Origin of the sequence: Shewanella aegiceratis (assembly GCF_019457495.1) — a bacterium.
In the GTDB taxonomy this organism is placed as follows: Bacteria; Pseudomonadota; Gammaproteobacteria; order Enterobacterales; family Shewanellaceae; genus Shewanella; species Shewanella loihica.
In genome coordinates this window covers 1,893,096-1,910,102 of record NZ_CP080416.1, presented here as the reverse complement: position 1 = coordinate 1,910,102, position 17,007 = coordinate 1,893,096, and the positions used below count along the sequence as shown (strand labels likewise).

Here is a 17,007-nt window from a genome sequence, read left to right as displayed (position 1 = left end):
CAGCTTAGTGTTAGTAGCTTAGCCTTCTCACAACACTAGTCTTTGTCGCTCGCTTGCTCTTTATCGCTCGCTTTTTCCTTGCCTAGCACAGTGATCTTGCCCTTCTTGGCAACCCCGGCTAACCCTAGCGCCTGACTGCCAACACTGTCATAGGCCAGCTCGATACGCTCAAGATGCCCCTCGCTCTTAGGCACTGTAATGGCGCGGCTCGACAGCCCCTTGGTCAAGACACCGAGATTATCCACCTTCTTCGACTCGCCATCGCTCATGAAGAGCTCAATCTGTTTTAGGTTAACCGTGCCCTGATCGCACCTGAGTTTAATACTGGCTAGGTTCTGCTCCTTGCGCCCCAGCTTCACCTTATCCACCTCGGCCTTATAATCGACCGTCTTCTGGGCCAGCTCTCGCCACTCGGACGCCAGCGCCCGGTTGGCCGTCAGCGGCGTTAGCAGCACTAAGCCCATCAAGAACAAGCCCATCAAGAACGAGCCGAGCAAGGGCAAAGGCTTACTGCCGATAACCCGTGAGAGATGATGTTTAAAAGATGACAACATGGCGATACTCCTTATCTGATAAATGGCTTGCTATGAGGCCTGGAACCAACTTCACCGCTGCTTGGTGTGCTCACATTGACTGCACTCAATTGAGTGAACACGCAGGCCGGTAATAATCCAACTTACTTCTAGTAAAGCTTAATCTTCTAGTAAAGCTTAATCTTCTAGTAAAGCTTAATCCTTCCTACTAAGCCCCATTAACCCTAGCAAACCCTAGTAAATCCTCTCGGCTTCGGCCAATCAGATGACTATAAGTGTGCGCGAACACTGGCTTACAAGCTTCTGGCTAACAAGATTCTGGCTGACAAGCTTCTGGCTAAGACTGATTAAGGGATTTGCGGCAACTCGCTGAGCATCTTAATTATCACCCGAGCAAGCCTCTCGTCGGCCTGCTGCGCCGCCAGGGTGCTGTCTTGATTTAACGGGGTAAATCCCTGGGCTAACACCCGCCAGCTAGGCTCAATCAATCTAGGGTCGAACACCAGAAGCAACACAGAGCCTTTCTCGAAGCGGCGCATATCCACCCCTTGGGCCGAGACACCCGGCACTAGCCCGACTTTCTGCAGGATCTCACCATCGCTCATGGTATCGCCGAGGGCCACGCCATAGCCGATCAAGAGATCTGGCGAATCCGATGCAAGCACCTGTCGATAGCCCTTGGCCTGCATCACGCCTGTGATGGCACCGCGCATGCGCGATTTTAGCTGTTCCGGCTTAACCTCTTCCCCCACATTGAGTAGCTCAAAATCTGGGTGCAGGGCAAACGCCTGTGCGTCTTGGTTAGCTGGCCCCTGGATGAAGCTCAAATCACCGCTGGCCACCAGGGTCAAACGATCCTCGGGCGCCATCGACAGTTGCAGCGGCTCCTCCTGAGTCACGCTGCAGGCGGTCACGCCGATTATCAGCAACAGGCCCAGGCCTAAGTTAAGACCCAAGTTCTGGCGCAGTTTTAACAAGCTAGATTTCATTTCGGCTCCTCGTCCTTAATAGGAATCGTCCTTCACAGAGATAGTCGGGTTGGACCAAGTATCGGATTGGACAAAGTATAAGCGAAAGATCATGAACCTAGGCTGACAAAACGTTAACAATCATCTTGCTAGGTGATACGACGACGGCCAAAAACAATGATCAAAACGAATGACCAAGGCCAGCAGCCATGAGAGAAGATGAAAGATGATGAGAGAATAAGAACCTGAGCGAGACGGATAAAAAAACGCCGGCAAGATACCGACGTTTTTAGCTTAGAGAAACTAAGAACAACTTAGCGCAGCTTAGTTAAATGCTAAGTGCCTAGTTGCTCTCGAGGGTAACCAGCAAACTAGCGCCACTGCTTGAGGGCGCGCCATCGGCGCTAACATAGAACCAGCCTTCGGCGGGTGAAACGACACGGATCTGCTCACCGTTACCGACGTTTTCCGACTTAAACTGATAAGCCGTCGGGCTCGCCCAGGTCGCTGCGTTGGCGTAGAGATTCAGATCGCCACTACCATGGGCGGTGTTGATCTCGATAGCCGCCGTATTGGCCGGCACATAGAAGTAGTAGCTGGAATGGCCGTCGGCCACACACACCGCCTGACCAAACTCTACCCCGCCATAGCTATAAGGGCTTTGGCTTAGGCAGGCATCCGCCACCTGAGGCGAACCGTTATCCGGCGCAGTGCCGGCGCTCTGGCTGATCTTGAGGCTCACGCCCTCAAATGGCATCACGGCTACCGTCGAGAGATAGACCCAACCGCGGTTGGCGACCACGCTGATTGACTCCTCGTTACCGCTGTTTTGCGACTTCACCTCATAGTCGCTCGGGCTCGCCCAAGTCTGCTGGTTAAAGTAGATATCCAGATCGCCCTCACCGCCCGTGGTGGTGATATAGAGCTGAGTATTATCCTGCTCCACATAGGTGTAGTAGTAGTTGACTCCTGTGCCTGCCACGCACTCTGCCTGCTCCTGGGTAATATTGCCGTCGCTGATGGTTGCGGCGCCGCAGTTCCCCGTCTGCCCACCACCATTGGCCGCATCGGCGTTATCGCCGATACCGTTACCATTCTCGTCCGCCCACTCGGTCGGATCGTTGGGGAAGGCATCTTCGCTGTCGATCACCCCGTCGCCATCGCTGTCGACCGGGGTCACTATGCCACCATCGAGCGGCGTATCGTTACTAGTCACCGTCAGCAGCCAGCTGTTCCACTCTGCGTCATAGTTTGTGCCGATAGTGTTGTCGATATAGCTGAGCCAGGCCGAGGTATCACCGGCGCGGGCGTGAACTAACAAAGCGTCCACATCGCTTCTGTGCTGCTCGAACAGGAAGCGCACCGCCAGATAGCCCCAGCGATAGACCCTGTCGGTACCGCTGTCATAGGTGTTAGACAAGATCTCGCTCAGGCTAAATTCCTGGCTGCGGCCGATATCGACCGCCTCATCGTAGCGATTCTGATGGGAGATATATTCGGCGAGGCCCTCGGCCCACCACACAGATTTACCTGTGTCGACGTCGAAGTAGTTAAAGGCGCCGTAAAGATTGAAGCGACCATCTAAGTAGTGCACATATTCGTGTCTCAGGTTCCACACCAGAATGTCGTCGGTCCAAGTGGCCTCGTGGGCGATAAAACGTGCCTGGTTGTCGGGATCCGACGGCGTGCCTTCCAGATACATGCCGCCGTTGTCAGTGTTGATGCCGAAGATGATGCCCGCGTAGACATCATAGTCGTCATAGCTGTCGAAGATATTGACCTGCAGATCTTCGTTATAGTCGTCCGCCACGGGCTCGCCGCCAGTCGCCAGGATCTGATGGAACAGCCCCTCTTCCTCGCCCATAAGATCGCAAGAGGCCTGCAGCTCCTGATACGTCAGCTGCTGAGCGCGGATCTTGATGGTGTCCGAGCAGCTGTAGTGGATAGCAAGCACGCTGGCTTCCACCTCATCCTCCCAGCCGCAGATGCCGAAGCTGTCGCACTGACCAGGGTTGTAGTAATCCAGATAACCGGCCGCTTCCACCCACTGCTTAGACAGACGGTTAAACTTGGCCATATATTGCTGCACGCCGCCGTTGAGGGCCGTTTTCAGGCTGTCCGGCAGTTTCCAGTAGGCCTGATACTCGTAGAAACGGCCAAACTCGTGAAAGGCATCCGAGGACTCGAAGGCATACTCTGAGTTGATGATGTAGTCCGAGGTCGCCACCTTGAGCAAGGCGGCGCGCAGGGCATCATACTCCATCGACGCCTTGGTATATTTCTCATCCCAGTTGCCGCGATACAGGGTGGTGAGCGCCTTGGTCAGAGCGCTTCTGTGGTACCAGGAGGCCAGATGCTGCTCGCTAAACTGATTCAGATAATCGGTGATCACGGCCACCGAATCATAGTAGTTGTAGGAGCTGTCCCAGGCGATGAAATACTCCTGCAGTGTGTTGCCCTGCATGTCGCTCAGGCTGTTAAAGGCCGGGTTTTTGGCATATTCCAGTAGCAGCTCACGCATGGCATCGCTGGCGCGGCTGTCACTATAGCTGAGATCATCGTTGTAATACTCTATGTAGAAGGCGCCGCGCAGGAAGTAGAACAGGTTAAACAGCTCGCCGCCGGTACTGCTGTCGTAACTTGCAGCCGTTGCCTTGGCCAGATTCGCCACGGCCACCACGTTATCGGCCTGATACACCTTGACCGCAGTGGCATCGTTGCGAGAATAGAGCTCTGAGATACAGGAAAACTCCGCCTGGCGAACAAAATCGTACAGCGCCTGGCCACTCAGGCTGTCGAACTGGCTGTAACCGTTGCAGGCATCCGCCTCGGCCGCTGGCCCGGTCGCGCCTTGATTGCCCTTCATGCCCGGCAGCGCCGATTGTCCCTTACTCCCCTTCTCCAATTTGCTATCACGCTTATCAGGCCTCACACCTTCGCCCTGCTCCGCATCACGTGCCCCTATAGGCTTGCGCGCAGACTTGTCGAGTCGAGCGCTCGCAGCGGCCTTGTCGGTAGACGGCTTAATCTTCTGGGCAGGTGCCAGCTGGGTTGGCGGCGCGGCTTTTGTCGACGGCGCAGCTTTTGTCGAAAGTGGGCCCTTTACATCCTTTGCCGGCATGCCTTGTGCCTGAACATCTTGAGCGTGCAGCGCCAGCGGGGTGGCCAGTAGCGAGCAGGCCAGGGCCAGCGCGGTTGGGGTGAAGCGGCGAGCGCCGCCTAATGTTTTATTTGTCATATTGGTCTCCAGACCGAACGACCATTAAAGGCCGCTCATTACTCAGGTTGAATTAGCCCGCTTCGCCTTCTCTGAGGCGTTATATCGGGCGATTAGCACATCCTTGTTAACCCAGAGTTAACAATTTATGGCAACACTGTTATATTTTATACAATATATTATTGCAAGTACTCGGCAGGAGATTTACATTAGAAATGTGCAAATTACCACAGAGATAATCTGACAAAATTAATTTTTACAGTAAGTTATAACGAAATTTCGGAAATGAAAAAATTTGCTGGTCAGCAGAGACAAGCCTTGAGATCATAGCGCTTCGACTAAACACCTTAGAGACACGCCGTTCATGGAACTGGTTTTCGCCATCGCCCTATTTGCCTTTTCCTCGGGGATCACCCCCGGGCCCAACAACATCATGTTGATGACCTCTGGGGTAAACTTTGGCATCCGCCTGAGCCTGCCCCATCTGGCGGGGATCTGCATCGGCTTTCCCTGCATGGTACTGGCGATAGGTCTTGGGTTGAGCGCCGTGTTTCAGGCCTATCCTTTGCTGCACCTTATCATCAAGTATGTCGGCATCGCTTACCTGCTCTACCTGGCCTGGTTGATTGCCAACAGCAGCAGCCGCATGGAGGGCAAACAGACGGCAAAGCCCCTCTCCTTCCTGCAAGCCGCGGCCTTTCAGTGGGTCAACCCTAAGGGCTGGATCATGGCCGTCGGTGCCATCGCCACCTTTACCGTGATGGACAAGCCGCTGACGCCTCAGGTGCTCACCATCGCCAGCGTCTTCTTCAGCGTCGCCCTGCCCTGCGCCCTGGTGTGGCTCGGCTTCGGGGTGGCGCTCAAGCGGCTACTTAAGCATCAGGGTCAGCAAAAAGCCTTTAACATCGCCATGGCGCTCTTGCTTGTGGCCTCTATCATCCCTATGATCGCTCCTCAATAACCCACACAAAAACCGCATCATAGGGAGCAGCCGTGGCAGCGACTGAGCGCAATCACAACGCCGAAGAAAAAGGCGTCGCCTTAGCCACCCAGAATTGGGTCGAGAAGGTGATCATGAAGTACAACATCTGCCCCTTCGCCCGCCGAGAAGTGGAGCGCAACAGCATACGCTACAAGGTGGTGGAACAACATCAGTTGGAAGCCGTATTAAACGCGCTGATCGACGAGTGCCACTACCTCGAGGAGCATCCGCAAACCGAGACTACCCTGTTTATCTTGCCGCGAGGCTTCGAAGGCTTTTATCACTATCTGGATCTGGTGGATATCGCCAACGCGCTGCTGATCGATCAGGGCTTCGAGGGGGTGTTTCAACTGGCCAGCTTCCACCCCGACTACTGCTTCGAGGGCGAGCCACAAGATAGCGCCGCCAACTACACCAACCGCGCCCCCTATCCCACCTTGCATATCATACGCGAGGCCAGCATGGAGCGCGCCCTAGCCGACTATGAGGATCCCGAGTCGATCCCTGAGCGCAACATCGCCTTTGCCGAGCGTAAGGGCGAGGCCTTCTTCGTCAAGCTGCTGCGAAGCTGCAAGCAAGACGACTGACCCAAGCGCAAAAACCAAGAGGGAGAGACAGATGGCAAGCAAATATTATGTGGTGTGGGCAGGACGCGAGACCGGCATCTTTACCAGTTGGCCCCAGACCAAGGCCCTGGTCGACGGCTTTGCCGGCGCGCGTTATAAATCGTTTAAGACCCAGGCCGAAGCCGAGGCCGCCTTTGGCGCTGGCAAAACAGGCAAAATCGCTAGCAGCAAGGCTAAGCCGGCGGCATCCAAGCCAAGCAAGCCCGCCGTTAGCGAGCAGCCAGACAGCGATATCGATATCTATACCGATGGCGGCTGCGAGCCCAATCCGGGTGAGGCAGGTTCTGGGCTTGCGCTCTATAAAAAAGGCGAGTTGGCCGAGCTCTGGTATGGACTCTACAACCCCAATGGCACCAACAACACCGCCGAGTTAAATGCCCTGCATCAGGCGCTCTTGATAGCCAGGCAATACCTTGAGCAGGGGCTTAGCGTGCATATTCACAGCGACTCCCAATATGCCATCAAGTGTATCTCCCTGTGGGCCTATGACTGGAAGGCCAACGGCTGGCGCCGCAAGACGGGTGAGATCGCGAACTTAAGCGTGATCCAGGAGACCCATGAGCTGTACGATAGCCTTAAGGATAAGCTAAAACTCAGCCATGTGGCGGCGCATGTTGGAATTGAGGGCAACGAGCTGGCCGATCGCATGTCTATCTACACCATAGAGAGCAAGGAAACCCGCTTCAACCGCTATCAGCAGCCGTTGGATGTTGCAGCCCTGTTGGCGATGCGGGCGGGATAAGCTTCTACCATCACTTTTTTACAGAGAGTTAGATTAGCCGCGTTAAATCACTACCACGCAGTCGCGGCCGCTCTCCTTGGCGCGGTAGAGGGCCTGATCGGCGTGGTTGAACAGGCAATCTTGCTTGTCGTCCTGACAATAGACTGATACACCGGCGCTTAAAGTTATGGCCACGGGGAAATCTATCCCCTGGCTACGGCGCTTCACCTCTTGCCTGAGCTTGTCGGCAAAATGCTTGGCACCCTCTTTGTCTGTATCTTCCAGGATGATCACAAACTCCTCGCCTCCCCAGCGACCGACAAAGTCTGTCTTACGTATGGCGTCGCTGAAGATCTTGGCCACCCGCTGCAACACATCGTCGCCCACCAGATGGCCATGTTTATCGTTGACCGCCTTGAAGTGATCGATATCGAAGATACACACCGCAAGCGGGGTCTGCTGACGATTGCTACGACTGATGGCCGCCGCCAGCTGGCGGTTGATGGCGCGGCGGTTGGCGACCTTAGTCAGGGGATCGGTATTGGCCTGGGACTTGTACTGCATCTCATCGCTGAGATCTTTGATCACCACGATGCTGTGCTTCTCATCCCCCACCCCATAGGTAGCGATAGAGATGCTGGCGGGAAACACATCGCCGTTAAGCTTCTTGCCATAGAAGATGGTGTTACGCTGGGACATGGGCTGCACCCGGTCGGATTTTTGAAACTCCAGGCGCAGCTTCTTGTGCTTCTCCTTGGTGGCGCTGGGCACCAGGTCGTCGACATTGATCTTGTTGAGCGCCCGCTCGGAGAAACCAAACAGGCGCATGGTCTCGCGATTGGCAGAGATGATGGTACCGTGTTCGTTCACCGAGAATATGGCGTTGGGGGCGCAGCGGAAGATCACCTCGAGATCCTTAAGCTTGATCGCCAGGCGTTTATTCACATAACGGATAAAGCTAAACACTAAGATGCTGACCAGCACCAGGGCGCAGAGGATCACCAGCAGCATATGATTCACCCGCTGATGGGCGCTGCCTGCCTGCTCGAACAGGCTGTTAGGGCTCTGGGCATGGCTTGAGAGTATGGCCTCTATCGCCTCGATGGCCGGAGTATCGTCGACGCGAACCACCCGGTCAATATCCGCCACCGATTGCTTCTCTTCCAGCATCTGCCTGAGTTTAGGCAGGTTATGGCGATATTGGCTGACCACAGACTGAATAGCCCGCACCTCGGCGGTATGCTCGGGCGCTCGTTGCTGGTACTTCTGCAGCGAGTCTAACCCCAGCTCTATCTCGGTTTCCGCCCGCCTGAGATAGCTCAAATCCTGGCGGATCACCGCATTCTTAAAGTCGTGGATAAAGCCGCCGTAACCCAGGGCTACCATGGCGTCGTTGAAATAGGCGGTCTTCTCCAGCGCCTCATAGGTGTAGCGTTTCCAGTCGCGCTGAGACTGATCGATGCTGGCCATCAGGATAGAGAAGGCCCCCACCAGAAAGACAACATATAAGATGGCCAGACTATAGATTTTGAACGGCTTAAATGGGTGGTGCATTCACTCTTCATCCTTTTGCCGAGCGGCCTGCGCTGACGAGCTCATGGGTAAGGGGCGACTCTAACCAAGTCTAGCTTAAGTCCAGCTATAGACGTCTAAGCCAAATCGCCCACCCATGACCAAATGAAAAGTATAGTATATACCAATCTAGCCTACTGAAATTACGCACAAAAGTTGTATCTTGCCCTAGCCATAAGTACAGGCTTTTAAAGGATGATCTAATCCAGCGCCGCGCGCTGCTGCCGCTCCAGGCGTTTGTGCATCAGGGCGATCAGTTTACCCACCAGCACGATAATCAGGGCGCCGGACAACACGGGGGAAACCAGAAAACTCCAATCCTGCCCGGTTAACATCACCAACAGTGGCGTGGCGCCCGCCGGTGGATGGGTCGTCTTGGTGAGCAGCATGCCGCTGACCGCGAGCCCGGTCGCGATCGCCAGGGTCAGCGGGCTCACCCCGACATAGTGAACGAAATAGAGGCCGATCGCGCAGGTCAGCAGATGACCGAAGATCACGTTCTTCGGCTGGGCCAGGGGGCTGTCCGGCACCCCAAACACCAATACCGCGGTGGCGCCGAAAGGCACCATGAGCAGCACAATGTCCGACTGCAGGGTTTCCGCAAAGGACAACAGGCCGATGGCCAAGGCGGCCCCCAGGCCGGAGATTAACGCAAATGCCAGTTTATTCATCTTGATCTCTTAACTCCCTTATATAGACAAGCCTTATGTAGACGAATTTCATGTAGACAAGTCTGTCTACCCGCAAGAGTAGACAACTTGGTCTACCGATGTCAAGATATAAAAAAAGCGAGGCTAAGATGACAGATAAGAGACAGTTGCTAATCGATACCGCCCTCTCCCTCTTTACCGAGCGGGGCATCAATCTTGTGGGGATCAACGAGGTGCTTAAGGTCTCCGGAGTCGCCAAGAAGACCCTGTATCATCACTTCAGCAGCAAGGAAGCCCTGATAGTGGCTGTGCTCGAAACCCGTCACCAGATCTTCATCCACTGGCTGGAGGAGCGCCTCAAGCCAGCTCAGGACGATCTCGGCGTGATCGATGCACTGTTTAGTGCGCTGGATGACTGGCTTAACGACCGGGTACCCGAGCTGAGTCAGTTTCACGGCTGCCTGTTTATCAACTCCGCCATCGAATGTGGCGACTGCCGCTGTCAAGTATCGCGCTTCGCCAGGTTTCATAAACAGGCGGTTCGAGAGCTGATTGGCAAGCACCTTTCTCAGCCAAACGAAGCCCTGTTAGACCTTATCTGCCTGATGAAAGAAGGCGCCATCGTTTCGGCCATGGTGAGCCTGGATAAAGGCGCCGCCCTTCGCAGCCAGGCCCTGTTGCAACGTCTTGCACCCAGCCTCATCTAAGGCAAAAAGAGTGTCAGGAAAAGATAGGTCTTGCGCTGGGCTTATGAGACAATCGCGCCATGAAAATTTATCGTAAATTACATAAGGCCCCCTTCAGGGTGCTGCGCATCAGTCGTCGCCGCTTTGGTCTACGTTTAAAACGTGACATGTTGGTGCTCAAAGATGCCCTGGCCCAGGAGAAACAGGAGACTAAGGATATGCTAGTCGCCTATGGTCGTTACACCCGCAAGCAGGCCAGCAAGGAAGAGCTACGACTGGCCAACCAGCAGCTGGCGGATCTGATCAAAGGCCTGGGCCTTGGGGTGTTTGCCGTGCTGCCCTTTGCCCCCATCACCATTCCTGTGGTGGTGAAACTGGGTAAGTTGGTCGGCGTCGAGGTGCTGCCCAGCTCCTTCAATAATCTCTCCGAACGCAAGGCCCAGCTGAGCCGTGAAGCCCGGGCCAATAAGCGCGCCCTGGACGATGTCGAAAAAGCCAGCAATGAATGATGCGCCGCTTTCACCCCGAGGGGCTGACATGCTAATCTAAGTTGAATTTTGACCTCAACAAGATGATGCCCAATGACTCAACTACTCCTCTCTGGTTCCGAAGGGATCCTACTGACGCTACTCGCAGCAAATGACTATAACGATTGGCTAAACGGCCAGGATAAACCGGTTCAAAACTGGCTAGGCAGCACCCAATACAAGGGCAAGGGCCTCAGCCTGATCCCAGGCACTGACGGCAACCTCAGCCAGGTGCTCTATGTAAGCGACGACAAAGACTCCCACTGGGTGTGTGGCGATCTGGTTAACGAACTACCAGCCGGCCAATACCTGCTGGAGGCCGATGCCCAGACCTGTAAGCTGGCGGCCTTTAGCTGGGCCTTAGGTGCCTACAAGTTCGACCGTTATAAGGCCAATGACAAGGTCTACCCTCAGCTGGTGCTCCGCGATGCCGAGCTGGTTGAGCAGACACTCAAGATGGCGCGCTCTGTCTCTATCGTGCGCGATCTGGTCAACACCCCTGCCGCTGATATGATGCCACAGCACCTGGGCGAGACCATGGAATCACTGGCTAGCGAGTTTGGCGCCAAGGTCACTCAGATAGTCGGTGACGACCTGCTGACCCACAACTACCCTACTATTCACATGGTTGGCCGCGCCAGCCATAATGCGCCGCGCCTGATCGATCTAACCTGGGGCGATGAAGACGCGCCTAAGGTCACCCTGGTGGGTAAAGGGGTCTGTTTCGACTCGGGCGGACTGGATCTTAAGCCTGGCGCCGGCATGCGCCTGATGAAGAAAGATATGGGCGGCGCCGCTCATGTTATCGGCTTAGCCCATCAGATCATGGCCGCCGAGCTGCCGGTACGCCTGCGCGTATTGGTGCCAGCGGTGGAAAACGCCGTTTCGGCCAATGCCTTCCGCCCGGGTGATGTGATCACCACGCGCAAAGGCCTCACGGTTGAGATAGACAACACGGACGCCGAAGGCCGTCTGGTGCTGTGTGATGCCCTGGCCGAAGCCAACAGCGACAAGCCTGAGCTGCTGATCGATTTTGCTACCCTGACAGGCGCCATGCGCATCGCCCTGGGCACTGAGCTGCCTGGCTTCTTCAGTAACGACGACGAAGTTGCCGCCGGCATCACCGCCTCTGGCCTGACGGTTGAAGATCCCGTGTGGCGCATGCCACTACACAAGCCTTACTTTGACCTGACCGGCAGCGATATCGCCGACTTAGCCAACTGTGGCAAGGTGCCTTTTGGCGGCGCCATCACGGCGGCCCTCTATCTGGAAGCCTTCGTCGATGAGGAGATCAGCTGGACCCACTTCGACGTCATGGCCTGGAATACCCGTAAACTACCGGGTCGCCCTGTCGGCGGCGAAGCCTTCGGGATCCGCGCCGTGTTCGACTATCTGGCAAATCGCTTCGCCAAGTAACGACGGTTTAGTTGAACGAGAGTTAGACGTTAAAAAAGTTAGACGATAAAAAAAGCCCAAGTGTTTAATCACTTGGGCTTTTTATTAGGCAAGATACCTAATCGCTTATTCCTCTACGCCTTTGCTGCGCAGGAATTCATCATAAGTACCCTTGAAGTCGTTCACGCCCTGTGGGGTGATCTCTATGATGCGGGTGGCCAAAGACGATACAAAGGCGCGGTCGTGACTGACGAAGATCAGTGTACCTTCATACATCTCCAGCGCGTTGTTGAGCGACTCAATAGATTCCATATCCAAGTGGTTGGTCGGCTCATCCATCACCAGAATGTTAGGCTTTTGCATGATCAGCTTACCAAACAGCATACGGCCCTTCTCACCACCTGAGAGTACACGTACCGACTTCTTAATATCGTCTGAGCTGAACAGCATACGACCGAGGTAACCACGTACACTCTGATCGTCATCTTCCGGTTTACGCCACTGACTCATCCAATCAAACAGTGTCATGTCGTTTTCGAAATCTGATTCATGATCCTGCGCGTAGTAGCCGATGGCCGAGTTTTCAGACCACTGAATGGTACCTGTATCTTGCGGGATATCGTGGATCAGGGTACGCAGCATGGTGGTCTTACCCACACCGTTCTCACCCAGTACCGCGATACGCTCGCCCACTTCGGCGATCAGGTTAAAGTCTTTGAACAGTGGACCGTCATCATAACCCTTAGACAGCTCCTCAACCACCAAGGCGTTACGGAACAGCTTCTTCTCCTGCTCGAAACGGATGAAGGGGTTGACGCGGCTTGAGGCCTTAACCTCTTCCAGCTTGATCTTCTCGATCTGCTTGGCACGAGAGGTCGCCTGCTTCGCCTTAGAGGCGTTGGCCGAGAAGCGCGCCACGAAGCCTTGTAGCTCGGCGATCTGCGCCTTCTTCTTGGCGTTATCAGACAGTAGACGCTCACGCGCCTGGCTCGCTGCCGTCATGTATTCATCATAGTTACCCGGATAAACACGCAGCTCACCATAGTCGAGATCCGCCATATGGGTACAGACAGAGTTGAGGAAGTATCTGTCGTGCGAGATGATGATCATTGTGCTGTTACGCTGGTTAAGCATCTCTTGCAACCAGCGGATGGTGTCGATATCCAAGTTGTTGGTGGGTTCGTCGAGCAGCAGTACATCTGGATCGCTAAATAGCGCCTGGGCCAGCAGCACACGCAGCTTGAAGCCTGGAGCGATTTCGCTCATCAGACCGAAGTGTTGCTCCAGTGGAATACCCACACCCAGCAGCAGTTCGCCGGCGCGGCTTTCTGCGGTGTAACCGTCCATCTCGGCAAATTCCATCTCCAGCTCGGCCACCTTGATGCCATCTTCTTCGCTCATCTCAGGTAGCGAATAAATGCGGTCACGCTCTTGTTTCACCTTCCACAGCTCGGTGTGGCCCATGATCACGGTGTCGACCACGTTAAACTCTTCGTAACCAAATTGGTTCTGGCTCAACTTACCCAGACGCTCGTTCACGTCCAGAGAGACGTTGCCCGATGTTGGCTCGAGTTCGCCGCCGAGGATCTTCATGAAGGTTGATTTACCACAACCGTTGGCACCGATAAGGCCGTAACGGTTACCGCCGCCAAATTTTACTGAGATGTTTTCAAACAGCGGCTTAGAGCCAAACTGCATGGTGATGTTAGCTGTCGTGATCAATGTGAAATTCCGAAAATAGTAGTTAAGCGAAGTGACGCCTGTTTGAGTCTAGTAGCTTACTCAACAAACACCCTATCGGCTGCCGATGACAAGCTGATGAAAAACTGCGCTAAAGGGATATTTTAAAGCGCGCTACTATAGCCACTTTGGGGGATTTTAGCAACTTAAGCGGGCGATTTTCCGCCGCTTTTCCGCCTAGATTCTGTGTAGTCTTTAATGGCCCAGGGCGATAGCATTATCTATGGCAAGTGGACTCAGCTTATCGGCTGGCGTAAAGCCAAACACCTGACCATAAAAGGATAATTCGGCGTTAAGCGCGGCGATGCGATTCAACGGCTTCTTCACCCCGTGGCCCTCATCGTCAAATTGCAGATAGGCCACGGGTACACCCCGGCGTTTAAGCGCGGCGTAGATGGCTTCTGACTGCCTCGCGGGCACGATAGGATCCTTGGCCCCCTGCACCAGCAGCAGCGGCGCCTTGAGATCGTCTAAGTGATACAAAGGCGAGCGCTGACGGTAGAGGGGTGAGTTAGGTTTGAGCTCGCCAACCAGATGATGCAGATAGCCCTGCTCAAACTTATGGGTCTCCCGATCAAGGGCCTCGAGATCGCTGATCCCCGAGTAGACCACACCGGCCTTGAAAGTGTGATAGAAGGCCATCGCCGAGAGCACACTGAAGCCGCCGGCGCTCATGCCGCGAATGGCGACCTTGTCGGCGTCGACCCAGCCCTTGTCCATCACATAATCGGCGGCCTCGATGGCATCTTCCACCTCGGCGCGGCCCCACAAACCATAGAGACTCTGACGATAGTCACGGCCAAAGCCTGAGCTCCCACGGTAATTGACATCCAGCACGGCAAAGCCGCGACTGGTCCAGAACTGGATGTCCCGGCGAAAATTCAGACTGGCCCGCCAGGTGGGGCCGCCATGCAACATGACGATAAGCGGCGGGCGTTGATCGTCCGGCGCGATATAATCTGGGTTCATGGGGCCGTAGAAGTAGCCATAAACCGGCAGCCCACTGATGTCGGAGGTGAACTGGATAGGCTCGGCACGTGAAATATAGCGTGGGTCAAGGGGCGTCACCCGGGGCGCATATACCCACTCGACACCCCGACCCCGAATGCGATAGATCCCCTTCTCCGGTGTTACCTTACTGCCGATGAAATAGACGCCGTCCGGCCCTTTAACCACCTGTTTAACCTCGGCAAATTCGGCTGCAATCGACTCACTGATCCCAAGCTGGGTATGAAGCCTAAGCAGGTATGTCCTGCCCTCTGTCTGCACGCTGGCGATCAGTTGCTCCTCTGACTCGAAGGCATAGCTGTGGTTGCCCAGCAGCCAGTCGGGCCGGGCAAACTCTCCCGCCAATTCGAGCACAGGCTGAGCATCGCCCTCTGGCGTGATGCGATAGAGGTTCCACCAGTTGTTAAAATCGGCCACCACATAGAGCTCACCGCCGGGGCTGTAGAGGGGTTGAGTGATGGCGCCTTTAAGATTGGCAAGCAGGCGTCTTGGATTCTTGATGCCGCCCTTGGGGTCGAGATCGGCCACCCAGAGCTCTGTGTTGTCCCAGGGCATATTAGGTTGCTGCCAACTTATCCAGGCCAGCTGGCGATTATCCGGTGATACCCGGGGCGCGGCGTAGAAATCGCTACCGCTGACCAGGGGCTCGCCTTCATTTTCAAAATTAAGGTTTAACGCCACTATGCTGGCGGTGGGATCCCCTGCCTGGCGGTGATCTTCGCGCACACAGATGATGCGCGAACCTTTAGGGTAAGAGACGCAGTCGGCGTGGCGCGTATCTGCTGGCGTTAGGGCCACGGGCGCCTGATTGGGGGCGATACGGTAGAGGCGCTGATCGTCACTTTTCACCGCAAACAGGCTGTTACCTATGGCCAGCACGGGGGCGCCGCCATACTCGTGTACCCGGCTCTTCACATCGAATTCGGGATCTATGATGCTCGCCACCTCACCCTTTGGTGTGAGCTTATTGACCCCCACCTTGCCGCCGCGTTCTGCGTCGGCCTGGGTGAAATAGAGCCCGCCCTCCATGGGCCTGAGCACGCCGAAGCTGTCCGAGGGGGCGTAGACCTGCTTGGCGGAGAGCACCGAGTGCCAGCTGCCGTAGTCGGCGATCAGACGGCCGCTACGCTTGTCGCGGGGCTGTTCGGGAGGCTCGACCTGAAAAAGGCGCATCGAGAGCACGGCGGCCACGGCCACCATGATCAGCACCAGAGTCAGGTTTTTGAACCGTCGCGCCATAGTCTTACTTCACTTGAATTTACGCCAAAAGAATAACTTACGTCGCAACCACAGGAGAGTGAGCCTCTGCTTCTCACCGCTTAGGCCGAAGTAGATGCAGAGCCAGGGGGAGATCAGAATATACCAGGGCAAGAAGCTGGCCGTAGACTGGGTTATCAGCAGAAAGAAGAAACCAGCATAGATCACCACCACCCCAATGACACCCACGATTAGCATCAGCGTCTTGGTTGCTTGTTCAAACCATATCATCTTTCTTTTCTTACTCATAAGGTTAGATTACATCAAGTGGCACGCCCTAGCACATAGCGCCTTTACCAAGAATAGGCGTCGCCATAAAAAAACGGGCACTGGGCCCGTTTCTCAAAACTAGAATGAACGCCTTAGATGCGGATACCGCCGTCTATTTCGAACACGCGACCGTTAACATAGTCGTTTTCGATGATGAACTTAACGGTAGAGGCGATTTCGCTTGCCTGGCCTAAGCGTCCAACCGGCACCATCTTCTCGAGACGCTCAAGTGCCTCAGGCTTCATGGCCGCCGTCATCTCAGTCTCGATAACACCCGGCGCCACAGCGGCGCTACGGATATTGTAGCGTGCCAGCTCTTTCGCCCAGCCCACAGACATGGCGGCAACGCCCGCCTTAGAGGCCGCGTAGTTGGTCTGGCCCATGTTACCGGCCTTCGCCAGGCTAGAGATGTTAACGATAACACCCTGCTGCTTAGAGGTGATCATCGCCGCCGCGGCTTCGCGTCCGCAGAGGAAAGAGCCCGTCAGGTTTACATTGATCACCGCCTGGAACTGCGCCAGCGACATACGATCTGTTACCTCACCCTCTTTGGCCTTCACCAGCATGCCGTCGAGCAAAATACCCGCGTTGTTGACCAGCACGTTGACCTGGCCGAAATCTTCGAGGATATAAGCGAAACCGGCCACCACATCTTCTTCATCGGTAATGTCGAAGGCGTAACCTTGCACCTCAGTGGTATCGCCGATATCGGCACAGGCGCGCTCTAGCTTCTCCTGATCCACATCGATAAGTGCCAGCTTGGCACCCGCAGCGGCAAGTTCTTGGGCCATCGCAAAACCTAAACCACCGGCACCACCTGTGATGACAACAACCTTATCTTTTAAATCCATCAAC

General features: G+C 55.2%; 15 protein-coding genes. 6 read left to right on the top strand and 9 right to left on the bottom strand.

Annotated features, from left to right (window positions below; genetic code table 11):
* Nucleotides 1–35 precede the first annotated feature (35 nt).
* The 3 genes from K0H80_RS08585 to K0H80_RS08575 all read right to left on the bottom strand — a co-directional run bounded on the left by K0H80_RS08585 (nucleotide 36) and on the right by K0H80_RS08575 (nucleotide 4,739).
* Nucleotides 36–554 (bottom strand): DUF2541 family protein, encoded by a 519-nt coding sequence (locus K0H80_RS08585; RefSeq protein WP_220073705.1) that lies wholly within the window; start codon nucleotides 552–554, stop codon nucleotides 36–38.
* Nucleotides 555–880: 326 nt separating this feature from the next.
* Nucleotides 881–1,522, bottom strand: a complete 642-nt coding sequence (locus tag K0H80_RS08580) for a DUF4136 domain-containing protein (RefSeq protein ID WP_220073704.1) — start codon at nucleotides 1,520–1,522, stop codon at nucleotides 881–883.
* Nucleotides 1,523–1,844: 322 nt separating this feature from the next.
* The gene (locus K0H80_RS08575) at nucleotides 1,845–4,739 is read right to left on the bottom strand and encodes a collagenase (RefSeq protein WP_258406213.1); all 2,895 of its coding nucleotides are present in this window, start codon (nucleotides 4,737–4,739) and stop codon (nucleotides 1,845–1,847) included.
* A gap of 343 nt (nucleotides 4,740–5,082) precedes the next feature.
* Between K0H80_RS08575 and K0H80_RS08570 the strand changes: the two genes are divergently transcribed.
* From K0H80_RS08570 to K0H80_RS08560, 3 genes are read left to right on the top strand one after another with little or no spacing between them, the layout of a single operon-like run.
* On the top strand, nucleotides 5,083–5,679 hold the full coding sequence (locus K0H80_RS08570; RefSeq protein WP_220058409.1) for a LysE family translocator: 597 nt from the start codon (nucleotides 5,083–5,085) through the stop codon (nucleotides 5,677–5,679).
* A 32-nt stretch (nucleotides 5,680–5,711) separates the two neighbouring features.
* Entirely contained in the window at nucleotides 5,712–6,287 is a 576-nt protein-coding gene (locus K0H80_RS08565; RefSeq protein ID WP_220073703.1) for a DUF1415 domain-containing protein, read from the top strand.
* A gap of 31 nt (nucleotides 6,288–6,318) precedes the next feature.
* Entirely contained in the window at nucleotides 6,319–7,068 is a 750-nt protein-coding gene (locus K0H80_RS08560) for a ribonuclease H family protein (RefSeq protein WP_220073702.1), read from the top strand.
* Nucleotides 7,069–7,110: 42 nt separating this feature from the next.
* Here K0H80_RS08560 and K0H80_RS08555 read toward each other — a convergent pair whose 3' ends face one another.
* Nucleotides 7,111–8,601 (bottom strand): sensor domain-containing diguanylate cyclase, encoded by a 1,491-nt coding sequence (locus K0H80_RS08555; protein ID WP_220073701.1) that lies wholly within the window; start codon nucleotides 8,599–8,601, stop codon nucleotides 7,111–7,113.
* Between the two features lie 218 nt (nucleotides 8,602–8,819).
* Complete coding sequence (locus K0H80_RS08550; RefSeq protein ID WP_011865479.1) at nucleotides 8,820–9,290, bottom strand: HPP family protein; 471 nt, start codon at nucleotides 9,288–9,290, stop codon at nucleotides 8,820–8,822.
* Between the two features lie 128 nt (nucleotides 9,291–9,418).
* On the opposite strand from K0H80_RS08550, the gene K0H80_RS08545 reads away from it, so the two are divergent.
* The 3 genes from K0H80_RS08545 to K0H80_RS08535 all read left to right on the top strand — a co-directional run bounded on the left by K0H80_RS08545 (nucleotide 9,419) and on the right by K0H80_RS08535 (nucleotide 11,898).
* The gene (locus tag K0H80_RS08545) at nucleotides 9,419–9,976 is read left to right on the top strand and encodes a TetR/AcrR family transcriptional regulator (RefSeq protein ID WP_220073700.1); all 558 of its coding nucleotides are present in this window, start codon (nucleotides 9,419–9,421) and stop codon (nucleotides 9,974–9,976) included.
* A 59-nt stretch (nucleotides 9,977–10,035) separates the two neighbouring features.
* Complete coding sequence (locus tag K0H80_RS08540; protein ID WP_220073699.1) at nucleotides 10,036–10,464, top strand: LETM1 domain-containing protein; 429 nt, start codon at nucleotides 10,036–10,038, stop codon at nucleotides 10,462–10,464.
* Between the two features lie 72 nt (nucleotides 10,465–10,536).
* Nucleotides 10,537–11,898 (top strand): leucyl aminopeptidase family protein, encoded by a 1,362-nt coding sequence (locus K0H80_RS08535; protein ID WP_220073698.1) that lies wholly within the window; start codon nucleotides 10,537–10,539, stop codon nucleotides 11,896–11,898.
* A 105-nt stretch (nucleotides 11,899–12,003) separates the two neighbouring features.
* On the opposite strand, the gene K0H80_RS08530 is transcribed toward K0H80_RS08535, so the two are convergent.
* The 4 genes from K0H80_RS08530 to K0H80_RS08515 all read right to left on the bottom strand — a co-directional run bounded on the left by K0H80_RS08530 (nucleotide 12,004) and on the right by K0H80_RS08515 (nucleotide 17,003).
* Nucleotides 12,004–13,599, bottom strand: coding sequence for an ABC-F family ATPase (locus K0H80_RS08530; RefSeq protein WP_011865475.1), 1,596 nt, complete (start codon nucleotides 13,597–13,599; stop codon nucleotides 12,004–12,006).
* 213 nt (nucleotides 13,600–13,812) lie between these two features.
* Nucleotides 13,813–15,864 (bottom strand): S9 family peptidase, encoded by a 2,052-nt coding sequence (locus K0H80_RS08525; RefSeq protein WP_220073697.1) that lies wholly within the window; start codon nucleotides 15,862–15,864, stop codon nucleotides 13,813–13,815.
* 9 nt (nucleotides 15,865–15,873) lie between these two features.
* Nucleotides 15,874–16,131 carry a hypothetical protein gene (locus tag K0H80_RS08520; RefSeq protein WP_011865473.1) on the bottom strand — a complete coding sequence of 86 codons (258 nt, stop codon included), beginning with the start codon at nucleotides 16,129–16,131 and terminating at the stop codon, nucleotides 15,874–15,876.
* A gap of 113 nt (nucleotides 16,132–16,244) precedes the next feature.
* Entirely contained in the window at nucleotides 16,245–17,003 is a 759-nt protein-coding gene (locus K0H80_RS08515; RefSeq protein ID WP_220073696.1) for an SDR family oxidoreductase, read from the bottom strand.
* Between the last annotated feature and the right edge of the window lie 4 nt (nucleotides 17,004–17,007).